The sequence below is a fragment of the Flavobacteriales bacterium genome (assembly GCA_016716605.1).
Taxonomy (GTDB): Bacteria; Bacteroidota; Bacteroidia; order Flavobacteriales_F; family PHOS-HE28; genus PHOS-HE28.
In genome coordinates this window covers 784,331-800,018 of sequence record JADJWA010000001.1, presented here as the reverse complement: position 1 = coordinate 800,018, position 15,688 = coordinate 784,331, and the positions used below count along the sequence as shown (strand labels likewise).

The window sequence follows — 15,688 nt, the reverse complement described above, 5'->3', positions numbered from 1 at the left end:
AACCATGAGAACGATGAAGAACCTATTGTCGGCCCTCGCGCTTTGCGGCGTTGGCCTTCTGCGCGCCCAGGATGGCCAGCTGTCGCAGTATGATGCGGCGCCGGTGATGCTGAACCCGGCGCTGACGGGCATGTACGAGAACGCGGAGTTCCGCATGGCGTGCAACGTGCGCAGCCAGTGGAACAGCCTGGCGAGCAACTTCCTCACCACGGCCTTCGGGTACGACCTCTCCTTCCAGCGGCGCTTCGGCGTGGGGATGTCGTTGAGCAACTACAACATGGCGGGGATCATGAACAACTTCCAGTTCGGGCTCTCAGGAGCCTATAACGTATCGGATCCCAAGGCGCACCACACCCTTTCGACAGGCGTTCATCTCGGTCTGCTGTACAAGAAGGTGAATGACCAGAATCTGCTCTGGGACTCGCAGTACAGCAACGGTTACTTCAATTCCGACCTTCCAACCGGCGAGATCACCCAGCGCGGCGCGCGACTGATGCCCGATGTCTCCGTTGGCCTGGCTTATCGCTCGACCAATCCGCGCAGGAGCATCAACCCATTCGTGAACGCGGCGCTCTTCCACGTTACCATGCCCGACGAATCGATCTACCGCACGGCCAAGAGCAAGATGCCGATCCGTTATTCGGCCAACGGTGGCGTGCGCGTGATGCTCTCAGAGGGGCTGATCCTGATCCCGCAAGGCCTGTACATGCGCCAAGGCAACGACCAGCAGATCCATGCGGGCATGATGGGCGAGTTCGCCATCGGCGGCTCTGTGTACAGCGCGATCTGCGGTGCGTCTTATCGCGTCAGGGATGCCATCGTGGCGCATGTGGGGCTGAAGCACAAGAACAGCGCCTACCGCTTCAGCTACGACGTGAACACATCGCCGTTGCGTTCGTATTCCCGCAGCAACGGGGCCTTTGAGTTCTCGATCATCTATTATGGCACGCATGCGGGGCGCGAGCGGCGATTGACGAGCAGCGCGTTCTGATCCAGGCCAGGGGTCCGGATGGCGTGATGTGCACGGTGCTCCAGTCTATCTCAGCGTGACGCGCTTCACCACGCGTCCAGCACTGGTATTCATGCTGACCAGATACGGGCCCGCTGCCAGCTTGCTCACATCGAGCTGAAGATTCGTGGCAACGCTGTTCGGGCTCTCCGACTGGGTCATTCCGCCGCGTGCATCGATGATCTCGATGCGCTCCACGGACGCACCGCTATCGTTGCTGATGTTGATGATGCCGTCAGCAGGGTTCGGCCACAGGCTCACTTGAGCATCCAACTCTTCGTGTATTCCGGTAGGCAGCTCCACCATGAGTTGGATCACGGGCCGCCGATCATCCATGCTGACATTGTTGAATGTGCTGGACAAGGAGGCGGGAAAGCTGGTATTCCCGCTCGCGTAAATCCGATCAACCACCGTGGTGTTCACCCACTCGAAGGCGCCAGTGGCGATAGGCGCGGGTGCCGCTGAGATGTCCCACTCCGTGAGGATCTCCAATGAGCCGCCGGTGTAGGTGAAGGGAGAGTTGAGCATGAAGTCGATGTAGTCCGGTTCGGCTGTAGCAGGGATCGACTGCGCGGCATTGGTGTACACCAGCACTGCGCCCGCGCTCAGATTCGCCCAGGTCTCCGTAGCGTTCGAGTACGAAGCCGTGCCCGAGTTCTTCATGTAGATGTTGAACACAGCGGGTCCTGCTGCTGTGCTGGCTGTGCTCTTCATCCAGCCGGTGCTCAGGATAATGGTGCCGGGGACGATGCCCGCTGCCGCCAGTTCCGCTTGCGTGTAGAGGTACGCGAAGCGGCTGTAGCGGTAGAAGAGCGTGGACGACAAGTAGATGGGCCCCACGGCGTACAAAGGCGTGTTCGGTGCACCGGTGTTGATCTCCAGCGCTTGGGCGCGCGCCTGAAAGCCATTCACGGACAACAGGGTCAGCACCAGCAAATGGGCAATGCTCCGACTGAGTAGCGTGTGCTTCATGGTGTGTTGATTAGGATTGATGGATTGGCCAGTGCCGCCGCTGCGATGAGTGGTGCCAGAACAAACCTAATCGATAAGCATGAAGATGACCCGGGCCCGATATGGGCCGGTCGGTTATCCGGACTGGAACACAGGAAGCTGGAGCTCCGCCTATCCCTTAAGCGCCTCCGCGCCGCCCACGATCTCAAGGATCTCGTTGGTGATGCTGGCTTGGCGCGCTTTGTTGTAGGTGAGCTTCAGGCCCTTCAGCAAGCTGTCGGCGTTGTCGGTGGCCTTGTGCATGGCGGTCATGCGGGCGCCATGCTCGGCGGCATGGCTGTCGAGCAGCGCCTTGTAGAGCTGGATCTTCAGGCTCTTGGGGATGATCTCCTCCACGATGGTGGTGCGGTCCGGCTCCATGATATGATCGGACTTCGAGCCGCCTTCAGCATTCTTGGCAGCAGGTGCGATCGGGAGGAACTGCTCCTCCGTGGTGATCTGCACCGCCGCGTTCTTGAACTTGTTGTAGAATAGCACCACGCGATCGTAGCTCCCGTCAGCGAACTGCTTCATGAGCAATTCAGCCACCGGCGCTGCCTTGTCGAAGCTGAGGCCATCGAACAAGGTGGCGAGGTCGGTGGGCAAGCTGTTGTCCAGCATGCCGCTGCGGCGGTAGAGGTCCATGGCCTTCTTGCCGATAGGGAGCACATGCGCTTGCTGGCCATTGGCTTGCGCGCTGTTCAGGGCCGTGCGCACAAGGCGGAACACCTGCGTATTGAATGCTCCGGCCAAGCCGCGATTGCTCACGATGGGCACGAGCAGCACCTTCTTCACCTCGCGCTGCGCGCTGTACTTCCCTTCACTGCTGTCGAGGCTCGCGCTCACATTGCCCAGGATGGTCTGCAGCTTCTCGGCGTAAGGACGCATGCGCACGATCGCATCCTGCGCGCGGCGCAGCTTGGCCGCGCTCACCATCTTCATGGCGGCGGTGATCTGCTTGGTGCTGTTCACCGAGACGATCCGGCTGCGTACCTCCTTCAGGCTGGGCATGGTGCGGTGCTGGTGGTTCAGGGTTGCAGGTCGACCCGGAGGATCGATGCTGCATGGTATTCAGCTCTTAGTTGTCGAGGCTCTTCACCAGGTCTTTGGCAACGGCTTCCAGCGTGCCGGTGATCTGATCGTTGTAATCGCCCTTCTTCAGCGCGGCCAGCACATCGCTGTGCTTGTTGCGCAGCATGGTGATGAACTCCGCCTCGAACTGCTTCACGTTCTTCACGGGAATCCTGCTCAGAAGGCCCTTCGTCCCGCAGTAGATGATGGCGATCTGCTCCTCCACGCGCATGGGGCTGTTCTGGCCCTGCTTCAGGATCTCCACATTGCGCGCACCCTTGTCGAGCACCGCTTTGGTGACGGCATCGAGGTCGGAGCCGAACTTCGAGAAGGCCTCCAGCTCGCGGTACTGCGCCTGGTCGAGCTTCAGGGTGCCCGCCACCTTCTTCATGCTCTTGATCTGGGCGTTGCCGCCCACGCGGCTCACGCTGATGCCCACATTGATCGCCGGACGCACCCCGCTGAGGAAGAGGTTGCTCTCGAGGAAGATCTGGCCATCGGTGATGGAGATCACGTTGGTGGGGATGTAGGCGGACACGTCGCCGGCCTGCGTCTCGATGATGGGCAGCGCTGTGAGTGAGCCGCCGCCTTTCACTTTGCCCTTCAGCGAAGCCGGCAGGTCGTTCATCTCGGAAGCCACCTTGTCGTCGGCGATCACCTTGGCGGCGCGCTCCAACAAGCGGCTGTGCAGGTAGAACACGTCGCCGGGGTAAGCCTCACGGCCGGGCGGTCGGCGCAACAGCAACGACACCTCGCGGTACGCCACGGCCTGCTTTGAGAGGTCATCGTACACGATCAGCGCAGGACGGCCGGTATCGCGGAAATACTCGCCGATGGCCGCACCAGTGAAGGGCGCGAAGAACTGCATCGGCGCAGGGTCGCTGGCGTTGGCGGCCACCACGGTGGTGTAGGCCATGGCACCTGCCTCCTCGAGCACTTTCACGGTGCCGGCCACAGTGCTGCCCTTTTGTCCAATGGCCACGTAGATGCAGTACACGGGCTTGCCGGCGTCGTAGAATTCCTTCTGATTGATGATGGTGTCAATCGCCACCGTGCTCTTGCCGGTCTGGCGGTCGCCAATGATGAGCTCACGCTGGCCGCGGCCGATGGGGATCATGGCGTCAACGGCCTTGATGCCGGTCTGCAGCGGCTCCTTCACCGGCTCGCGATAGATCACGCCAGGGGCGCGGCGCTCGATGGGCATCTCGAAGAGCTCGCCTACGATGGGGCCCTTGCCGTCGATCGGCTCGCCCAACGTGTTCACCACGCGGCCCACGATGCCTTCGCCGGTGTTGATGCTGGCGATGCGCTTGGTGCGCTTCACGGTGTCACCTTCCTTGATGCCCACGCTGGGGCCCAAGAGCACGGCGCCCACGTTGTCCTCCTCGAGGTTCAGCACGATGCCGCGCAGTCCGCTGGGGAACTCGATGAGCTCTCCGCTCTGCACGCCGCGCAGTCCGTAGATGCGGGCGATGCCGTCACCGACCTGGAGCACCGTTCCGACCTCTTCGAGTTCGGCCTCGCTTCGGAAACCGGCGAGTTCTTGTTTGAGGATCGCCGATACTTCGGCGGGTTTCACTTCGGCCATGGCCTTGTTGCTTTAGATCGCGGGGATGTACGGGTTCTTGGAGAATTCGCGGCGCAGATCGGCGAGGCGGCGGCTCACAGTGCCGTCGTACTGCTCATCGCCGATGCGGATGCTCACGCCTCCGATCAGGGAGGGATCGACCTTCTCCTTCAGATCGATCGTCTTGCCAGGGTGCTGCTTCATCGCCAGGGCGATTACCTGGGCGCGGGTATCTGCATTCAGCGCAACAGCGCTGGTGACCACAGCGGTCACGATGTTCTGGTCCACCTTGAAGAGCTCGTTGAAGGCGGCGGCCACATCGGGCAACAGCGACTCGCGGCCTTTGCGCACCAGGATGCCCATATAGGACCTGGTGATCGGGCCCACCTTATCACCGAAGATGCCCTTGAGGATCCGGTCCTTCGCGTCGGACTTCACCACCGGGCTTTTCAGGATCACCACCAACTCGCGGTTCTCGGCGCAGGTGCTCGCTAAAAGCCGCATATCGTCCTGCATCGCATCAAGCTGACCCTTCTCGCGGGCCATGTCCATCAGCGAACGGGCATAACGATATGCGACCGGTGCGGGGTGCTTCATGACTTGCGCAGCTCGGCTTCGGTCATCACCTTGTCCACCAAGGATTGCTGCGCGGCGCGATCGGCGAGCTTCTCCTTGAGGATCACTTCGGCCACCTGGATGCTAAGCTCGGCGAGCTGGTTCTTCATCTCCACGATCGCGGCCTTCTTCTCGTTCTGGATATCGGCACGGGCGCGTGACAGAAGCGCTTCAGCCTCGGCTTTCGCTTTTCCTTTCGCTTCGGCGATCTCCTTGTCGCGGATGTCGCGTGCCTCCTTCAGCAGCACCTCGCGCTCTTCGCGAGCAGCGCGCATGAGCTCCTCGTTCTTCGCGCCCAGCGCGGCCATCTCTTCGCGAGCGCGTTTCGCTTCATTCAACGCATCGGCGATGCTGGCCTCACGCTCCTTCAACCCATTGAGGATGGGCTTCCAGGCGAACTTGGCCAGGATGAAGAGCACGGTCAGGAAGGTCAGCGTCATCCAGAAGATGAGGCCGATGGAGGGCTCTACGAGGCTCGCGAGCAGCATGGGCGTGCGGAATCAGTGGGGTGGATGACTGAACAACGGAAGGCCGCTGATTAAGCGGTCTTCAGCACCACCAGCAGGCCCACCACCATCGCGAAGAAGGCAGCACCTTCAACGAGAGCGGCGGTGAGGATCATGTTGGCGCGGAGGTCGTTGATCGACTCGGGCTGGCGGGCCATGGCTTGCACGGCGTCACCGCCGATGCGGCCGATGCCAACACCGGCACCAAGGGCAGCGAGACCAGCGCCGAGAGCAGCGATACCGTAACCGGTGCCGAGGTCGAGGAGGACAGAGAGGAACATGGGAACGTGGTTGTTTGTGAAGGTTCTAGTGGTGGTGAGGCTCTTCAACAGCGGCACCGATGTACATGGCGCTGAGGAAGGTGAAGACGTAGGCTTGGATGAATGCCACGAGCAACTCGAGGCACATCATGAACACCGTGAAGGCCCAAGAGCCGATGGCCACGCCATAGCCGGCGCCTGCACTGGTCTCGCCGAACACGAAGATCAGGCTGAAGAAGCTGAGCGCGATGATGTGGCCCGCCGTGATGTTGGCGAAGAGTCGGATCATGAGCACGAAGGGCTTCAGGAACATGCCCAGGATCTCAACCGGCGTGAGGATCGCGAGCACCCAGCCCGGTACGCCCGGCATGGCCAGGATGTGGTGCCAATAGTGCTTGTTGCCGTTCACCGTGACGATGATGAAGGTGAGCAAGGCCAGCACGATCGTCACGGCGATGTTGCCGGTGAGGTTGGCGCCGCCGGGGAAGAAGGGGACCAGTCCCAGCAGGTTGTTCAGGAAGATGAAGAAGAAGGCCGTGAGCAGGTAGGGCAGGAAGCGCTCGTACTTGTGGCCGATGGCGCTCTTGGCCACATCGTCGCGCACGAAGAGGATGATGGGCTCAATGAGGTTCTGCAGGCCGGTGGGCGCCTGGCCCGCGCGGCGGGTGTAGGCTTTGGCCACGCTGAGGAAGATGATGAGCAGGAGCGTCACGCTTACGAAGAGGCTCATCACGTTCTTGGTGATGCTGAAGTCCCAAGTGGCTTTCGTGAGCTCCTCATCGATGGTCGCGTGATGCGCGTCGGTTCCATCGGGCGAATCGGTGGCGGCAATGTGTCCATCGTGCAGCAGGTAGCCGCCGTAAGTCTTATGGCCATGGTCGAAGCGGCTGCTGCTGAACACGCTCAGGCCGCGCTCGCCGTTGTACAGGATGATCGGCAGCGGCAGGCTGGTGTGGCCCCAGAGGTGCCAGCCATGCTCATCGCCGATGTGGCTCATGATGAGCTCCCCTGCGTCGAAGCCCTTCTTCTCCGCGTGGTGCGCTTCCTCTGGCTCGTGGGCCATGGCGGTGTCGGAATGACCGTGATCGGCGTGGCCGTGTCCGGCATGGTCATGTCCCTCGTGCTGCGCGGCAACAGGGCCCATCAAAAGGGCACTAATCATCAGGAAGACTAAGCGCAGCAACGATTTCAGCGGCATCACGTGCGGGGGCACCCCCTTCTTTGCGGCCGCGAATGTAGGGATCCCGTTCAATCGACCGAATGATCCGTTGCTTTCAGCCTTTTCCGGTCTCCTTGAACAGGTAGATCATTGCACCAGCGATGCCTAGCAGGCTCAGCACGAGCGTGAAGATGGGGAAGGGCCACACCAGCTGTTGATCGAGCCACCAGCCTCCGAATGTGCATGCCAGCACGATGCCCAGCATGGTGAAACCGAGGCCGGTGTAGCGCAGGTAATTGTCGTAGCCCTTGCGCGCCTTCTTCAGTTCATCTTCGGCACTCATGCCTTCGGCAGCTTGCGCGAAAGTCCGCTGAGCCGCACGGTGCTGAAGGCGAGGAAGGCCAGATAAAGTGCCGCGAAGACGACCCCCGAGACCATCAGGGTCTCTTTCGGCGCACGAAGCAAGAGCACCACCAGCACGCCCAGCGACAGGAGCATTTTAAGCATGAGCCCACCCATGAAGCGGCGGACGAAGCCCTTGGGGTCAGTGGCCATGGCGTGCTCCTGCCAGAGATGGAGCGCCGTGGTGACCAATGCGAACCACGCGAGCATGATAGCATGCTCGGGTCCGAATGGAACGCGCAATCCGAAAAGAGCAAGCCAAAGCAGCACGGCCATGGCCGCAGAGAACAGCGCGATGGGAATCAAGAAGGACCAGCGTTGAGGCGCCATGCGACAGCACCCGGTCGGGCGCTCGTGATGAGATCAGCGAAGGATCACCGGCCAGCTTGGGCCTGCTCTGGCCGCGGCGCGGTCTGAGCGCTCGGACTCATCTCCTTCACCACGCCGCCGGCCATGCTGCAATTGCCAGTGAACACGGCGCCGGGCTCAATGGCCAGCTTCTTCGTATTGATGTCGCCCTGCAGTTTGGCGGTGGCCTTCAGGCTCAGAAGGTCCTGACAGTTGATCTTGCCTACCAGGGTGCCTTCGATGTCGCTGCTCTGGCAGATCACCTCGCCCTCGATCACGCCCGATTGCCCGATGATCACTCGGCCGCGTGCGCTCACCGTGCCTTTCACCTTGCCATCGATGCGGATGTTGCTGTCGCTGTTCACCTCACCAACGATGGAGGTGCCTTCCATGATGCTGTTGATCTTGCCGGGGCTGATGGGTTCGCTGGGCTTGCTCATGGGCGCTGGGGCGGTTTTGTCGCTGCCGAACATGGGTGGTTGGCTTTGGGTTAACGGACCTGACGGGCGCGAATATAACCGCGAACGGCGCTTATCCTACTGACCGTCAAGGTAGTTCTGAAGGAAGAAGGCCTGATAACCTGCCACGTCCCTGGCTTTGAAGAAGGCCGCATAGTTGGCTTGGCTGATGGCGAAGGCCGGATAGCCTTGGTCGGCCAGCCCTTGCAGCATGTCCTCATTGCCGACGAAGAGATTATGGTACTCGATGGCCTTGGCCTTCGAGGGCAGCGGGGTGGCCAGCATCAATCGGCGCTCGCCATCGAGCATGCTACTGTTCACCTGCAAGGGCGTGTGGCCGAAGTACGCGCCGTTGAAATCGGAGATGGCCGCGGAGAGCAGATCGGCATCTGAACCGGCCATGGGCACCACCACCACGTAGGTGTGCGGGCCATCGTCCTTACTGTACACCGGGCCTTCAGGCGCTTTCGGCTTGGGCGCTCCGCCGCTTCCGCCGTCCAGGCCGGTGAGGAGTTCTTCGGCGCGTGCCGCCTCTTCGGTGCCGGGGTATTCGTCCTTCACGGCAGTGAGCGCCGAACGATACTCCGGCACATTGCGCGTTCCCCCAATGGCCATGGCCTTGAGGAAATGGTACTTCGGGCGGAAGTGGTTGTTGGGCTCCTCGAGGATCACGCGGTCACAGGCGGTGATAGTGGGGTAGTAGGCTCGCTCGCGGAATAGGCGGTACACCTCCCGGTAAGCGCTTTCCTCGGCAGCGCGCCGTTCGGCATCGGCCTGCAGCAGGTTCGGGTCGCGCACCAAGCGGGCGAACTGCGAGTTGGGCCAGCGCTCCAGGATGATGTCCGCGTAGGTCTTTGAGCCGCTGCCGCCCATCAGGTCCACCCACCCTTCGCTTTCCTTCTGCAGATAGATTCGGTACAACTGGTAGTGGCTCTCAGGCGTGTATGCACAGGAATCGAAGCGGCTGTTGAGCACCTCGAAGCTCTCGATGGCGTTGTCGATGTCCTTGAGCTGCTCCTTGTATATCATGCCGCTGGCATAGAGCGCCCCGCAGATGCGCCCGTTGGAAGTCGCGAGGGCGGCATCGTCTGCAGGGATGTCGCGCATATAGGTCGCGGGATCCTTCCATTCAAGTTCCTTCCCCTCTTTGCCATCGCGCTCTTCATCCTCGTCCTCGATCTCCGATTGCGACAAGGCGCTGCCGCTCCGGTCCTGCCTCCGCCATTCATCCTCCAGCTTTCGGTTGCCCCACTTCCGCTTGAAGTTGGCCATGCCCCGGCTGATCTGCTGCGGATCATAGAAGTACCAATTGCCACGGCCGCCAGGGGCTGGTGCCGCCGGCCTGTCGGCTGAGGGGTCGGGCGCTGAGCGGGCCTCTTCCTCCTTTCGCCGCTGCTCCTCTTCCGCATCCTCGCGCTGGCGGATGATGCCGCGGATCTTCTTCTGCAGTTCCTCGGGGTCCAGCCCCATGAGCGCTTGCAGGCTGTCCTCGAGCGCAATGATGTCGAGTTGGGCCACGAGGTCGCCGAGCACCCGGGCCCGGGTTTCCACCTCATCGAAACGCAGGTGTTCGGGGTTCAGCAGGGCTTTGGTGCTGTCGTAGTACTGCTGGGCCGGCTTGTACTTGCGGTCGTCGAAGTGGATGTCGGCCAGCTTCAGGAAGCTCTTGGCCTTCTGCTTGGTGTCGTTGGTGCTCACCTTCACGCTGGTGCGCAGGCTGGCCAGCGCATCGTCCTTCTTGCGCTCCTTCAGGTCCAGCTCCGCCAGCGCATAGTGGATCATGTCGAAGTGGTCGATGTGCTTGTCGTCGCGGAGCATGCCTTTGAGCATCTTGCGCAGGGCCTTGCTATCGCCCTTGTTGTAGGCGAGCGCTTGGAAGATCTGCGCGTGGAAGGCCATCTCGTAGGGAGGACCCATCTTGGCCACGGCGGCGAATTGGTCGATCGCCTTCTTCTCCTGTCCCTTGAGCTGATAGAGCTGCGCGAGCACGAAGGCCCAGCGAACGCGCTCGCGCTTGGTGCGGGCCACGGGCACGGCGCGCTCCAGGTGCATGATCGCGTCGTCCACCTTGCCTCGCTTGAGCTCGAGCTGCGCGCTCACCGCTGCCAGCAGGCCCTCGTCGAGGTGCTTGGGCCGCTTCTTGGCGTTGCTCACATGGTCCAGCGCGCTCTTGGCCTTGCCGAACTGTTCGAGCTCGATGGCCGTGCGCGCCAGCCAGATCTGCGCATCGAATTCGCGGTTGAAGCCCTTGTACTGACGGGTGATGTGCGTGAAGCCGCGCTCGGCCTCAGAGTAGTTGCGCTTGTAGAATTGGCTTCGGGCGATTACGAACCAGGCATCGTCCACCCATGTGTTCTTTTCCTTGCCCTTGATCTCCATGCCGTGCCGCTCGATCACCAGTGAGCACTTATCGATGCACTTCTCCAGGTCGGGCGTGGCGCTTTTTGCCTGCTGCTCGGTGCCGTGGATGAACAGGGGCAGCACTTGATCGAAGTCATCCACATGGGCATCCTCGATGCCCATCACGGTCTCCTTCAGCTTCTCGTTGGCGTTGAACCAGCCGTTGTCCCGTGCCGTGAGCCGGTGGTACGTGCGGTTCAGGAAAGCATCCTTGTCCTGCTTGCAGCCCGAAAGCCACCCCAAGCCGATGGCGATCAGCAAGATGGGCGTGAACCGGGTAGCAAGGCGCATCAGGCGAGGATAACTGCGAGCGGCCGAAGTTATTTCATGGGCCCCTTCGCCGCGTGCGCGAACTTCGCGGCATGGCCGTAGGAGGGAAAGGGCAAGGACGGGCGCGCAGCAAGGGCCTGCTAGCGCGGCTGCGGAGCACCTACCGGCTGGTGCTCATCGACGACCGCAGCTTCGAGGAGCGCTTCAGCGCAAGGCTCAATAGGTTGAGCGTCCTGGTGTTCACGGTGCTGGCCTTCCTGTTCTATGGCACATTGGTCACCGTGCTCATCGTGTTCACGCCGCTCAAGCGCTATATCCCCGGCTACAGCGACGAAGAGACCCGCCTGCAGGCATTCCGTTCCGCCGAACGCGCAGATTCCTTGGAAACGGCCCTGGTCGAGCAGCGCGCATTCATCATGAACCTGCAAGCCGTGCTCTCCGGAGCCGCCAAGGTTGATAGCGCCTTGCTGCAAAGGCCCGTATTGGCCCGGCAGGACACCTCCGCGCTCTGGCCCAGCGAGGTGGAGCATGCGTTGCGCGCGAAGGTCCAGTCCGAAGAGCAGTACAGTCTGGTGGAAGGCCGCGGAGCAAGCGAGCGGCGCGAATTGGCCAGCGTGCTCTTCGTGCCGCCCGTGCAAGGCATCGTAACCAGCGCCTTCGACCTGGCCAAGGGCCATTTCGGCACCGACGTGGTCACCGCACCCGATGCGGCCGTGAAGTGTTGCTTGGCGGGCACCGTGGCTCTGGCCAGCTGGACCACCGATGCGGGTCATGTGCTGGCTGTGCAGCACAGCAATGGGCTGGTAAGCGTGTACAAGCACAACCGCGTGCTGCTCAAGAAAGAAGGGGAGCGGGTGAAGTCCGGAGAGGCCGTGGCCATCGTGGGCAATACCGGAGAGAACAGCAGCGGCCCACATCTGCATTTCGAGCTGTGGCACAATGGTGAGCCTGTGGATCCAGCGGCCTATATGGTGCTCCAATAGCGCATGGCGGCTGAGAGTTGCAGGTTGATCCGGTTGACGGTTGCTTCGCACGGCCGCACGCCAACAGGAGCCGCGGGCATGGAACAGGAGGAACGAGCTGGAGCTGAATGAGCCTCAAATCGGGCATCGCCAAATGGGTGGCGCGCGCGGAGACCAGCGCCGTGATGCGCCGCGCCCTGGAACCGGCAGCCACGCAGCAGGCCGTGCTGAAGGAGCTTGTTCGCTTCGCCGGCGACACCTCCTTCGGCCTTGAGCACCGGTTGCACGAGGTGCGCGATCATGCTTCGCTGGCGCAAGCCGTGCCGTTGCGCGATTATGAGGGCTACAGGCCGTACATCGACCGGATCCTGTTCGGTGAGCCCGATGTGCTCTGGCCCGGCCAGCCGCTCTACCTGTGCAAGACCAGCGGCACCACCAGCGGGGCGAAGTACATCCCCATTACCCGCGAGAGCCTGCCCAATCATATCGGCAGCGCGCGGCGCGCGTTGCTTGCCGGCATCGCGCACAGCGGCAAGGCCGATTTCGTCGATGGCAAGATGATCTTCCTGCAGGGGAGCCCTGTGCTCGACAAGAGCCGCGCGATCCCCACCGGAAGGCTCAGCGGCATCGTGGCCAATCATGTCCCGCGCTACTTGATGCGGAATCGACTGCCCTCCTTCGCCACCAACAGCATACCTGATTGGGATGCGAAGGTGGAGGCGATCGTGACCGAGACCATGCGCGCGGATATGCGGCTGATCAGCGGCATACCGGCATGGGTGCAGATGTACTTCGAGCGCTTGCTCGATCGCACCGGCAAATCGAATGTGAAGGAGGTCTTCCCCAACTTCTCGCTCTTCGTTTACGGCGGGGTCAACTACGGGCCCTATCGCGCGCGTTTGGAATCGCTCATTGGCGGCAGCGTTCCCAGCATCGAGCTGTTCCCCGCGAGCGAAGGCTTCATCGCATACCAGGACAAGGAGAATGAGGATGGGCTGCTGCTGGTGCTCGACAACGGCATCTACTTCGAGTTCATCCCCGCCAGCGAGCTAGGCAAGCCCTCGCCCAAGCGCCTCTCCATCGCCGAGGTGGAGGTGGGCGCGAACTACGCGCTCGTGCTGCACACCAACGCGGGCCTGTGGGGATACGAGATCGGCGACACCGTGCGCTTCGTCTCGCTCTCGCCGCCGCGGATCGTGGTCACCGGCCGAACGAAGCACTTCACCAGCGCCTTCGGTGAGCATGTGATCGCCGAGGAGGTCGATCGCGCGCTTCGGGATGCGATGGAGCAAGTGCCCTGCGAGGTGGCCGAGTTCACCGTGGCGCCGCAATTGGCGCCCGGCGAAGGCTTGCCTCATCACGAGTGGTTCATCGAATTCGCCGTCTTGCCAGCAGAGCCCGATCGATTCGCGTTGGCGGTCGACGCGGCCCTGCAGAAGCGCAATCCCTACTACAAGGACCTCATCGTCGGCAAGGTGCTGCGCCCGCTGGTGATCCGCAGCCTGCCGCGTGGCGCGTTCGCTTCTTGGATGAAAGAGCGCGGAATGAACGATGCGCAGAGCAAGGTGCCGCGGCTGGCGAATGATCGGAAGTACGTGGAGGGACTGGGGTGATCACCCCACCTTTACCCGCAGCATGTTCCCGTCCGCTTCAATCGGATAGGTCTTCAGCCCGCTCTTGCTTGGTCCTTTGAGCAATTGGCCCTCCAGGTCGAAGGCGCTGCCGTGCCAGCCGCAAACGAGCTGCCCTTCCTTCTCCTTGATCGGGCCGCCTTTGTGGGGGCAGTTCAGCTCGAGCGCGGTGTAGCTGCCATCGGGGCGCTTCGAGATCATGAGCTTGCCAGACAAGCCGTTCGCTTTCACGATCGCGCTGTTGCCCTTGCCCAGGGTGTCCATCGGCACGAGCAACTCACCATCCTTGATGGCGAGTGCGGGCGCGGCGGAAGCGCAGCCCTCGATGGTGGTGGCCAACGGAATCAGTGCCAAACCTGCGCAGGCGGTGCAGCTGCGCTTCAGGAAATCGCGTCGGTTCATGGTTGATGCGGTGTTTCGCTGGGGAAGGTAGCGGATGGGGCAAAGCGGCGGTTCAGGGCGCCGCATGCACGCGCCAATGCGCGTCCTCGTGAAGCACCGGCCAGGGCACTGCGGCATCGGCGTTCAGGCGATCGACGATAACGGCGCGCAGGCCCAACGCGGCCAAACTGTCGAGCACGACGGGGTCCTGCGCGCGGATCGGCGTCAAGCCCCAGCCCTTGCGGTTCAGGTAGTACATCTGTCGGGGGTCCAATCCCGATGTGGTGGCCACCAATTCATCCGGTCGCGTTAAGCGGTCCGCAAGCGGGGCTGCATCAAGGAGGTAAGCGCGCTCACGGCCCCCAACGAGGTCGCTCCACCGCATCCCAGCGCCCTCGGCAACGATCACGATCAGGACCGTTGCCGAGAGCCAGCCGGGCCTGACCCGTTCGAGCCCAATGCCCGCCAGCAACGCCATGAGCGGAACCAATGGAATGATGTAATAGGCATGCAACGTGAACACATCGCCGGCCTTGGCCATGATCAGCGTGAACGGCATCGCGATGCCCAGCGACACCAGCAGCGTGCGCGCGTCTCTTCGGCGATAGACCCTCCAGGCCCCGGCAAGCGCTGCGGCGAAAGCGAGATGGCTCAGCAGCGCGGAGAACCAGAACCGTTCGCCCAGCTTGGAGCCATGCGCGAACAGCTGCTTGAAGCCCTCGGCGATCGAATACGGGAAGTACAGTGGATTGCCGTAAGCGGCCAGCAGGTGCGGCTGCCATACGAAATACCACCAGGCCACCGGCGCCACCGCCAACGTGAGCGCCGCCCCTAGGAGCAAGCGCCGGCCGCGCGGCACGCCCGGCTCGATGCAGAAGAGCAGCCAGGGCGCCAGCAGCACGATTGCCGGGATCTTGCACATGCCGCCAAGTGCGGCTAGTGGAACCGCGAGCATCAGCCACAGCGCACCAGCTCGCGCGGCGCGATCCGCTGCCCACAGGGCCATCAGCACCAGAGCCGCGCTGAAGACATCGGGCATGGATTTGCGGCCATAGACGAACCATGACGACCATACGAGGACGAACGTGGCAAGGAATGCTGCGCGCTCGCCGTAACGGTTCCGGATCAGCGCGTGGAAGGCCCATGCGCCGAGTGCCGAGGCGATGAGGGCCATCATCCTCCCGTACCAGTGCGCAGGACCGAACGCGCGATACAGCAAAGCGACCAAGGCATTGAATCCGGGGAATTCGCTGGCCACCGGATCAGGTCGCTCTCCGGCCAGGTCGGTGCGCGGATGCAGCAGGTCGATGCCATCCTCCGCCATGTTGCGCGCCACCATGTTGGTGAAGGCCTGACGCCAACTGTGCGCGGTCTCCAACGGAGGAGATGTGATGCCCACGAGCCGCACCAATGTGGTGAGCGCGATCCAGAACCGGATGTCGCCGAGGATTCGGGCCATGCGTGCAAAGTAGAACCTGTATCAAGAATGCTTTTGGAAGCGAGCCGGAGGGATTTCGCAATCCATTCGAGGCGCGAAACCCGCGCATAGCTGGGTGCTATGCAAGGGTTGAGCAACGAAGGCTGGGCGCGCAAAGACCCATGCGCAGTCCTAAGGGCATTCTTGAGATAGGTTCAAGTTGGTTGGCCGCTGCACCTTTG

At 62.2% G+C, this 15,688-nt stretch carries 16 protein-coding genes; 3 read left to right on the top strand and 13 right to left on the bottom strand.

The annotated features are described in order from the left end of the window. Positions 1 to 13 precede the first annotated feature (13 nt). A complete protein-coding gene (locus tag IPM12_03195; GenBank protein MBK9146809.1) occupies positions 14 to 991 on the top strand; it encodes a PorP/SprF family type IX secretion system membrane protein in 978 nt (325 codons plus the stop codon). A gap of 45 nt (positions 992 to 1,036) precedes the next feature. Here IPM12_03195 and IPM12_03190 read toward each other — a convergent pair whose 3' ends face one another. The 11 genes from IPM12_03190 to IPM12_03140 all read right to left on the bottom strand — a co-directional run bounded on the left by IPM12_03190 (position 1,037) and on the right by IPM12_03140 (position 11,076). Next, positions 1,037 to 1,981 (bottom strand): T9SS type A sorting domain-containing protein, encoded by a 945-nt coding sequence (locus IPM12_03190; protein ID MBK9146808.1) that lies wholly within the window; start codon positions 1,979 to 1,981, stop codon positions 1,037 to 1,039. A 150-nt stretch (positions 1,982 to 2,131) separates the two neighbouring features. Next, positions 2,132 to 3,010, bottom strand: a complete 879-nt coding sequence (atpG, locus tag IPM12_03185; GenBank protein ID MBK9146807.1) for an ATP synthase F1 subunit gamma — start codon at positions 3,008 to 3,010, stop codon at positions 2,132 to 2,134. 67 nt (positions 3,011 to 3,077) lie between these two features. Next, positions 3,078 to 4,658, bottom strand: coding sequence for a F0F1 ATP synthase subunit alpha (locus tag IPM12_03180; GenBank protein MBK9146806.1), 1,581 nt, complete (start codon positions 4,656 to 4,658; stop codon positions 3,078 to 3,080). A 12-nt stretch (positions 4,659 to 4,670) separates the two neighbouring features. Further along, complete coding sequence (atpH, locus tag IPM12_03175) at positions 4,671 to 5,234, bottom strand: ATP synthase F1 subunit delta (GenBank protein ID MBK9146805.1); 564 nt, start codon at positions 5,232 to 5,234, stop codon at positions 4,671 to 4,673. Further along, a complete protein-coding gene (gene atpF, locus IPM12_03170; protein ID MBK9146804.1) occupies positions 5,231 to 5,740 on the bottom strand; it encodes a F0F1 ATP synthase subunit B in 510 nt (169 codons plus the stop codon). The genes atpH and atpF overlap by 4 nt, the downstream gene beginning before the upstream one ends. Before the next feature lie 50 nt (positions 5,741 to 5,790). Further along, positions 5,791 to 6,039, bottom strand: a complete 249-nt coding sequence (gene atpE / locus IPM12_03165; GenBank protein ID MBK9146803.1) for an ATP synthase F0 subunit C — start codon at positions 6,037 to 6,039, stop codon at positions 5,791 to 5,793. A 25-nt stretch (positions 6,040 to 6,064) separates the two neighbouring features. Beyond that, positions 6,065 to 7,216 (bottom strand): F0F1 ATP synthase subunit A, encoded by a 1,152-nt coding sequence (gene atpB, locus IPM12_03160; GenBank protein MBK9146802.1) that lies wholly within the window; start codon positions 7,214 to 7,216, stop codon positions 6,065 to 6,067. A 76-nt stretch (positions 7,217 to 7,292) separates the two neighbouring features. Beyond that, complete coding sequence (locus tag IPM12_03155) at positions 7,293 to 7,520, bottom strand: AtpZ/AtpI family protein (GenBank protein MBK9146801.1); 228 nt, start codon at positions 7,518 to 7,520, stop codon at positions 7,293 to 7,295. Next, a complete protein-coding gene (locus tag IPM12_03150) occupies positions 7,517 to 7,855 on the bottom strand; it encodes a hypothetical protein (GenBank protein MBK9146800.1) in 339 nt (112 codons plus the stop codon). Before IPM12_03150 ends, IPM12_03155 begins: the two co-directional genes overlap by 4 nt. Positions 7,856 to 7,953: 98 nt before the next feature. Next, positions 7,954 to 8,367, bottom strand: coding sequence for a polymer-forming cytoskeletal protein (locus tag IPM12_03145; protein ID MBK9146799.1), 414 nt, complete (start codon positions 8,365 to 8,367; stop codon positions 7,954 to 7,956). A 96-nt stretch (positions 8,368 to 8,463) separates the two neighbouring features. Beyond that, the gene (locus IPM12_03140; GenBank protein ID MBK9146798.1) at positions 8,464 to 11,076 is read right to left on the bottom strand and encodes a hypothetical protein; all 2,613 of its coding nucleotides are present in this window, start codon (positions 11,074 to 11,076) and stop codon (positions 8,464 to 8,466) included. Positions 11,077 to 11,129: 53 nt separating this feature from the next. Here IPM12_03140 and IPM12_03135 point away from each other — a divergent pair, with 53 nt between their 5' ends. Together IPM12_03135 and IPM12_03130 are read left to right on the top strand one after the other, a co-directional pair. Further along, complete coding sequence (locus IPM12_03135) at positions 11,130 to 12,038, top strand: M23 family metallopeptidase (protein MBK9146797.1); 909 nt, start codon at positions 11,130 to 11,132, stop codon at positions 12,036 to 12,038. 107 nt (positions 12,039 to 12,145) lie between these two features. After that, complete coding sequence (locus tag IPM12_03130) at positions 12,146 to 13,630, top strand: GH3 auxin-responsive promoter family protein (GenBank protein ID MBK9146796.1); 1,485 nt, start codon at positions 12,146 to 12,148, stop codon at positions 13,628 to 13,630. On the opposite strand, the gene IPM12_03125 is transcribed toward IPM12_03130, so the two are convergent. Both IPM12_03125 and IPM12_03120 read right to left on the bottom strand, forming a co-directional pair. Next, on the bottom strand, positions 13,631 to 14,050 hold the full coding sequence (locus tag IPM12_03125) for a Rieske (2Fe-2S) protein (protein MBK9146795.1): 420 nt from the start codon (positions 14,048 to 14,050) through the stop codon (positions 13,631 to 13,633). A 52-nt stretch (positions 14,051 to 14,102) separates the two neighbouring features. Beyond that, positions 14,103 to 15,488: a glycosyltransferase family 39 protein gene (locus IPM12_03120; protein MBK9146794.1), complete on the bottom strand. Its 1,386-nt coding sequence runs from the start codon at positions 15,486 to 15,488 to the stop codon at positions 14,103 to 14,105. Between the last annotated feature and the right edge of the window lie 200 nt (positions 15,489 to 15,688).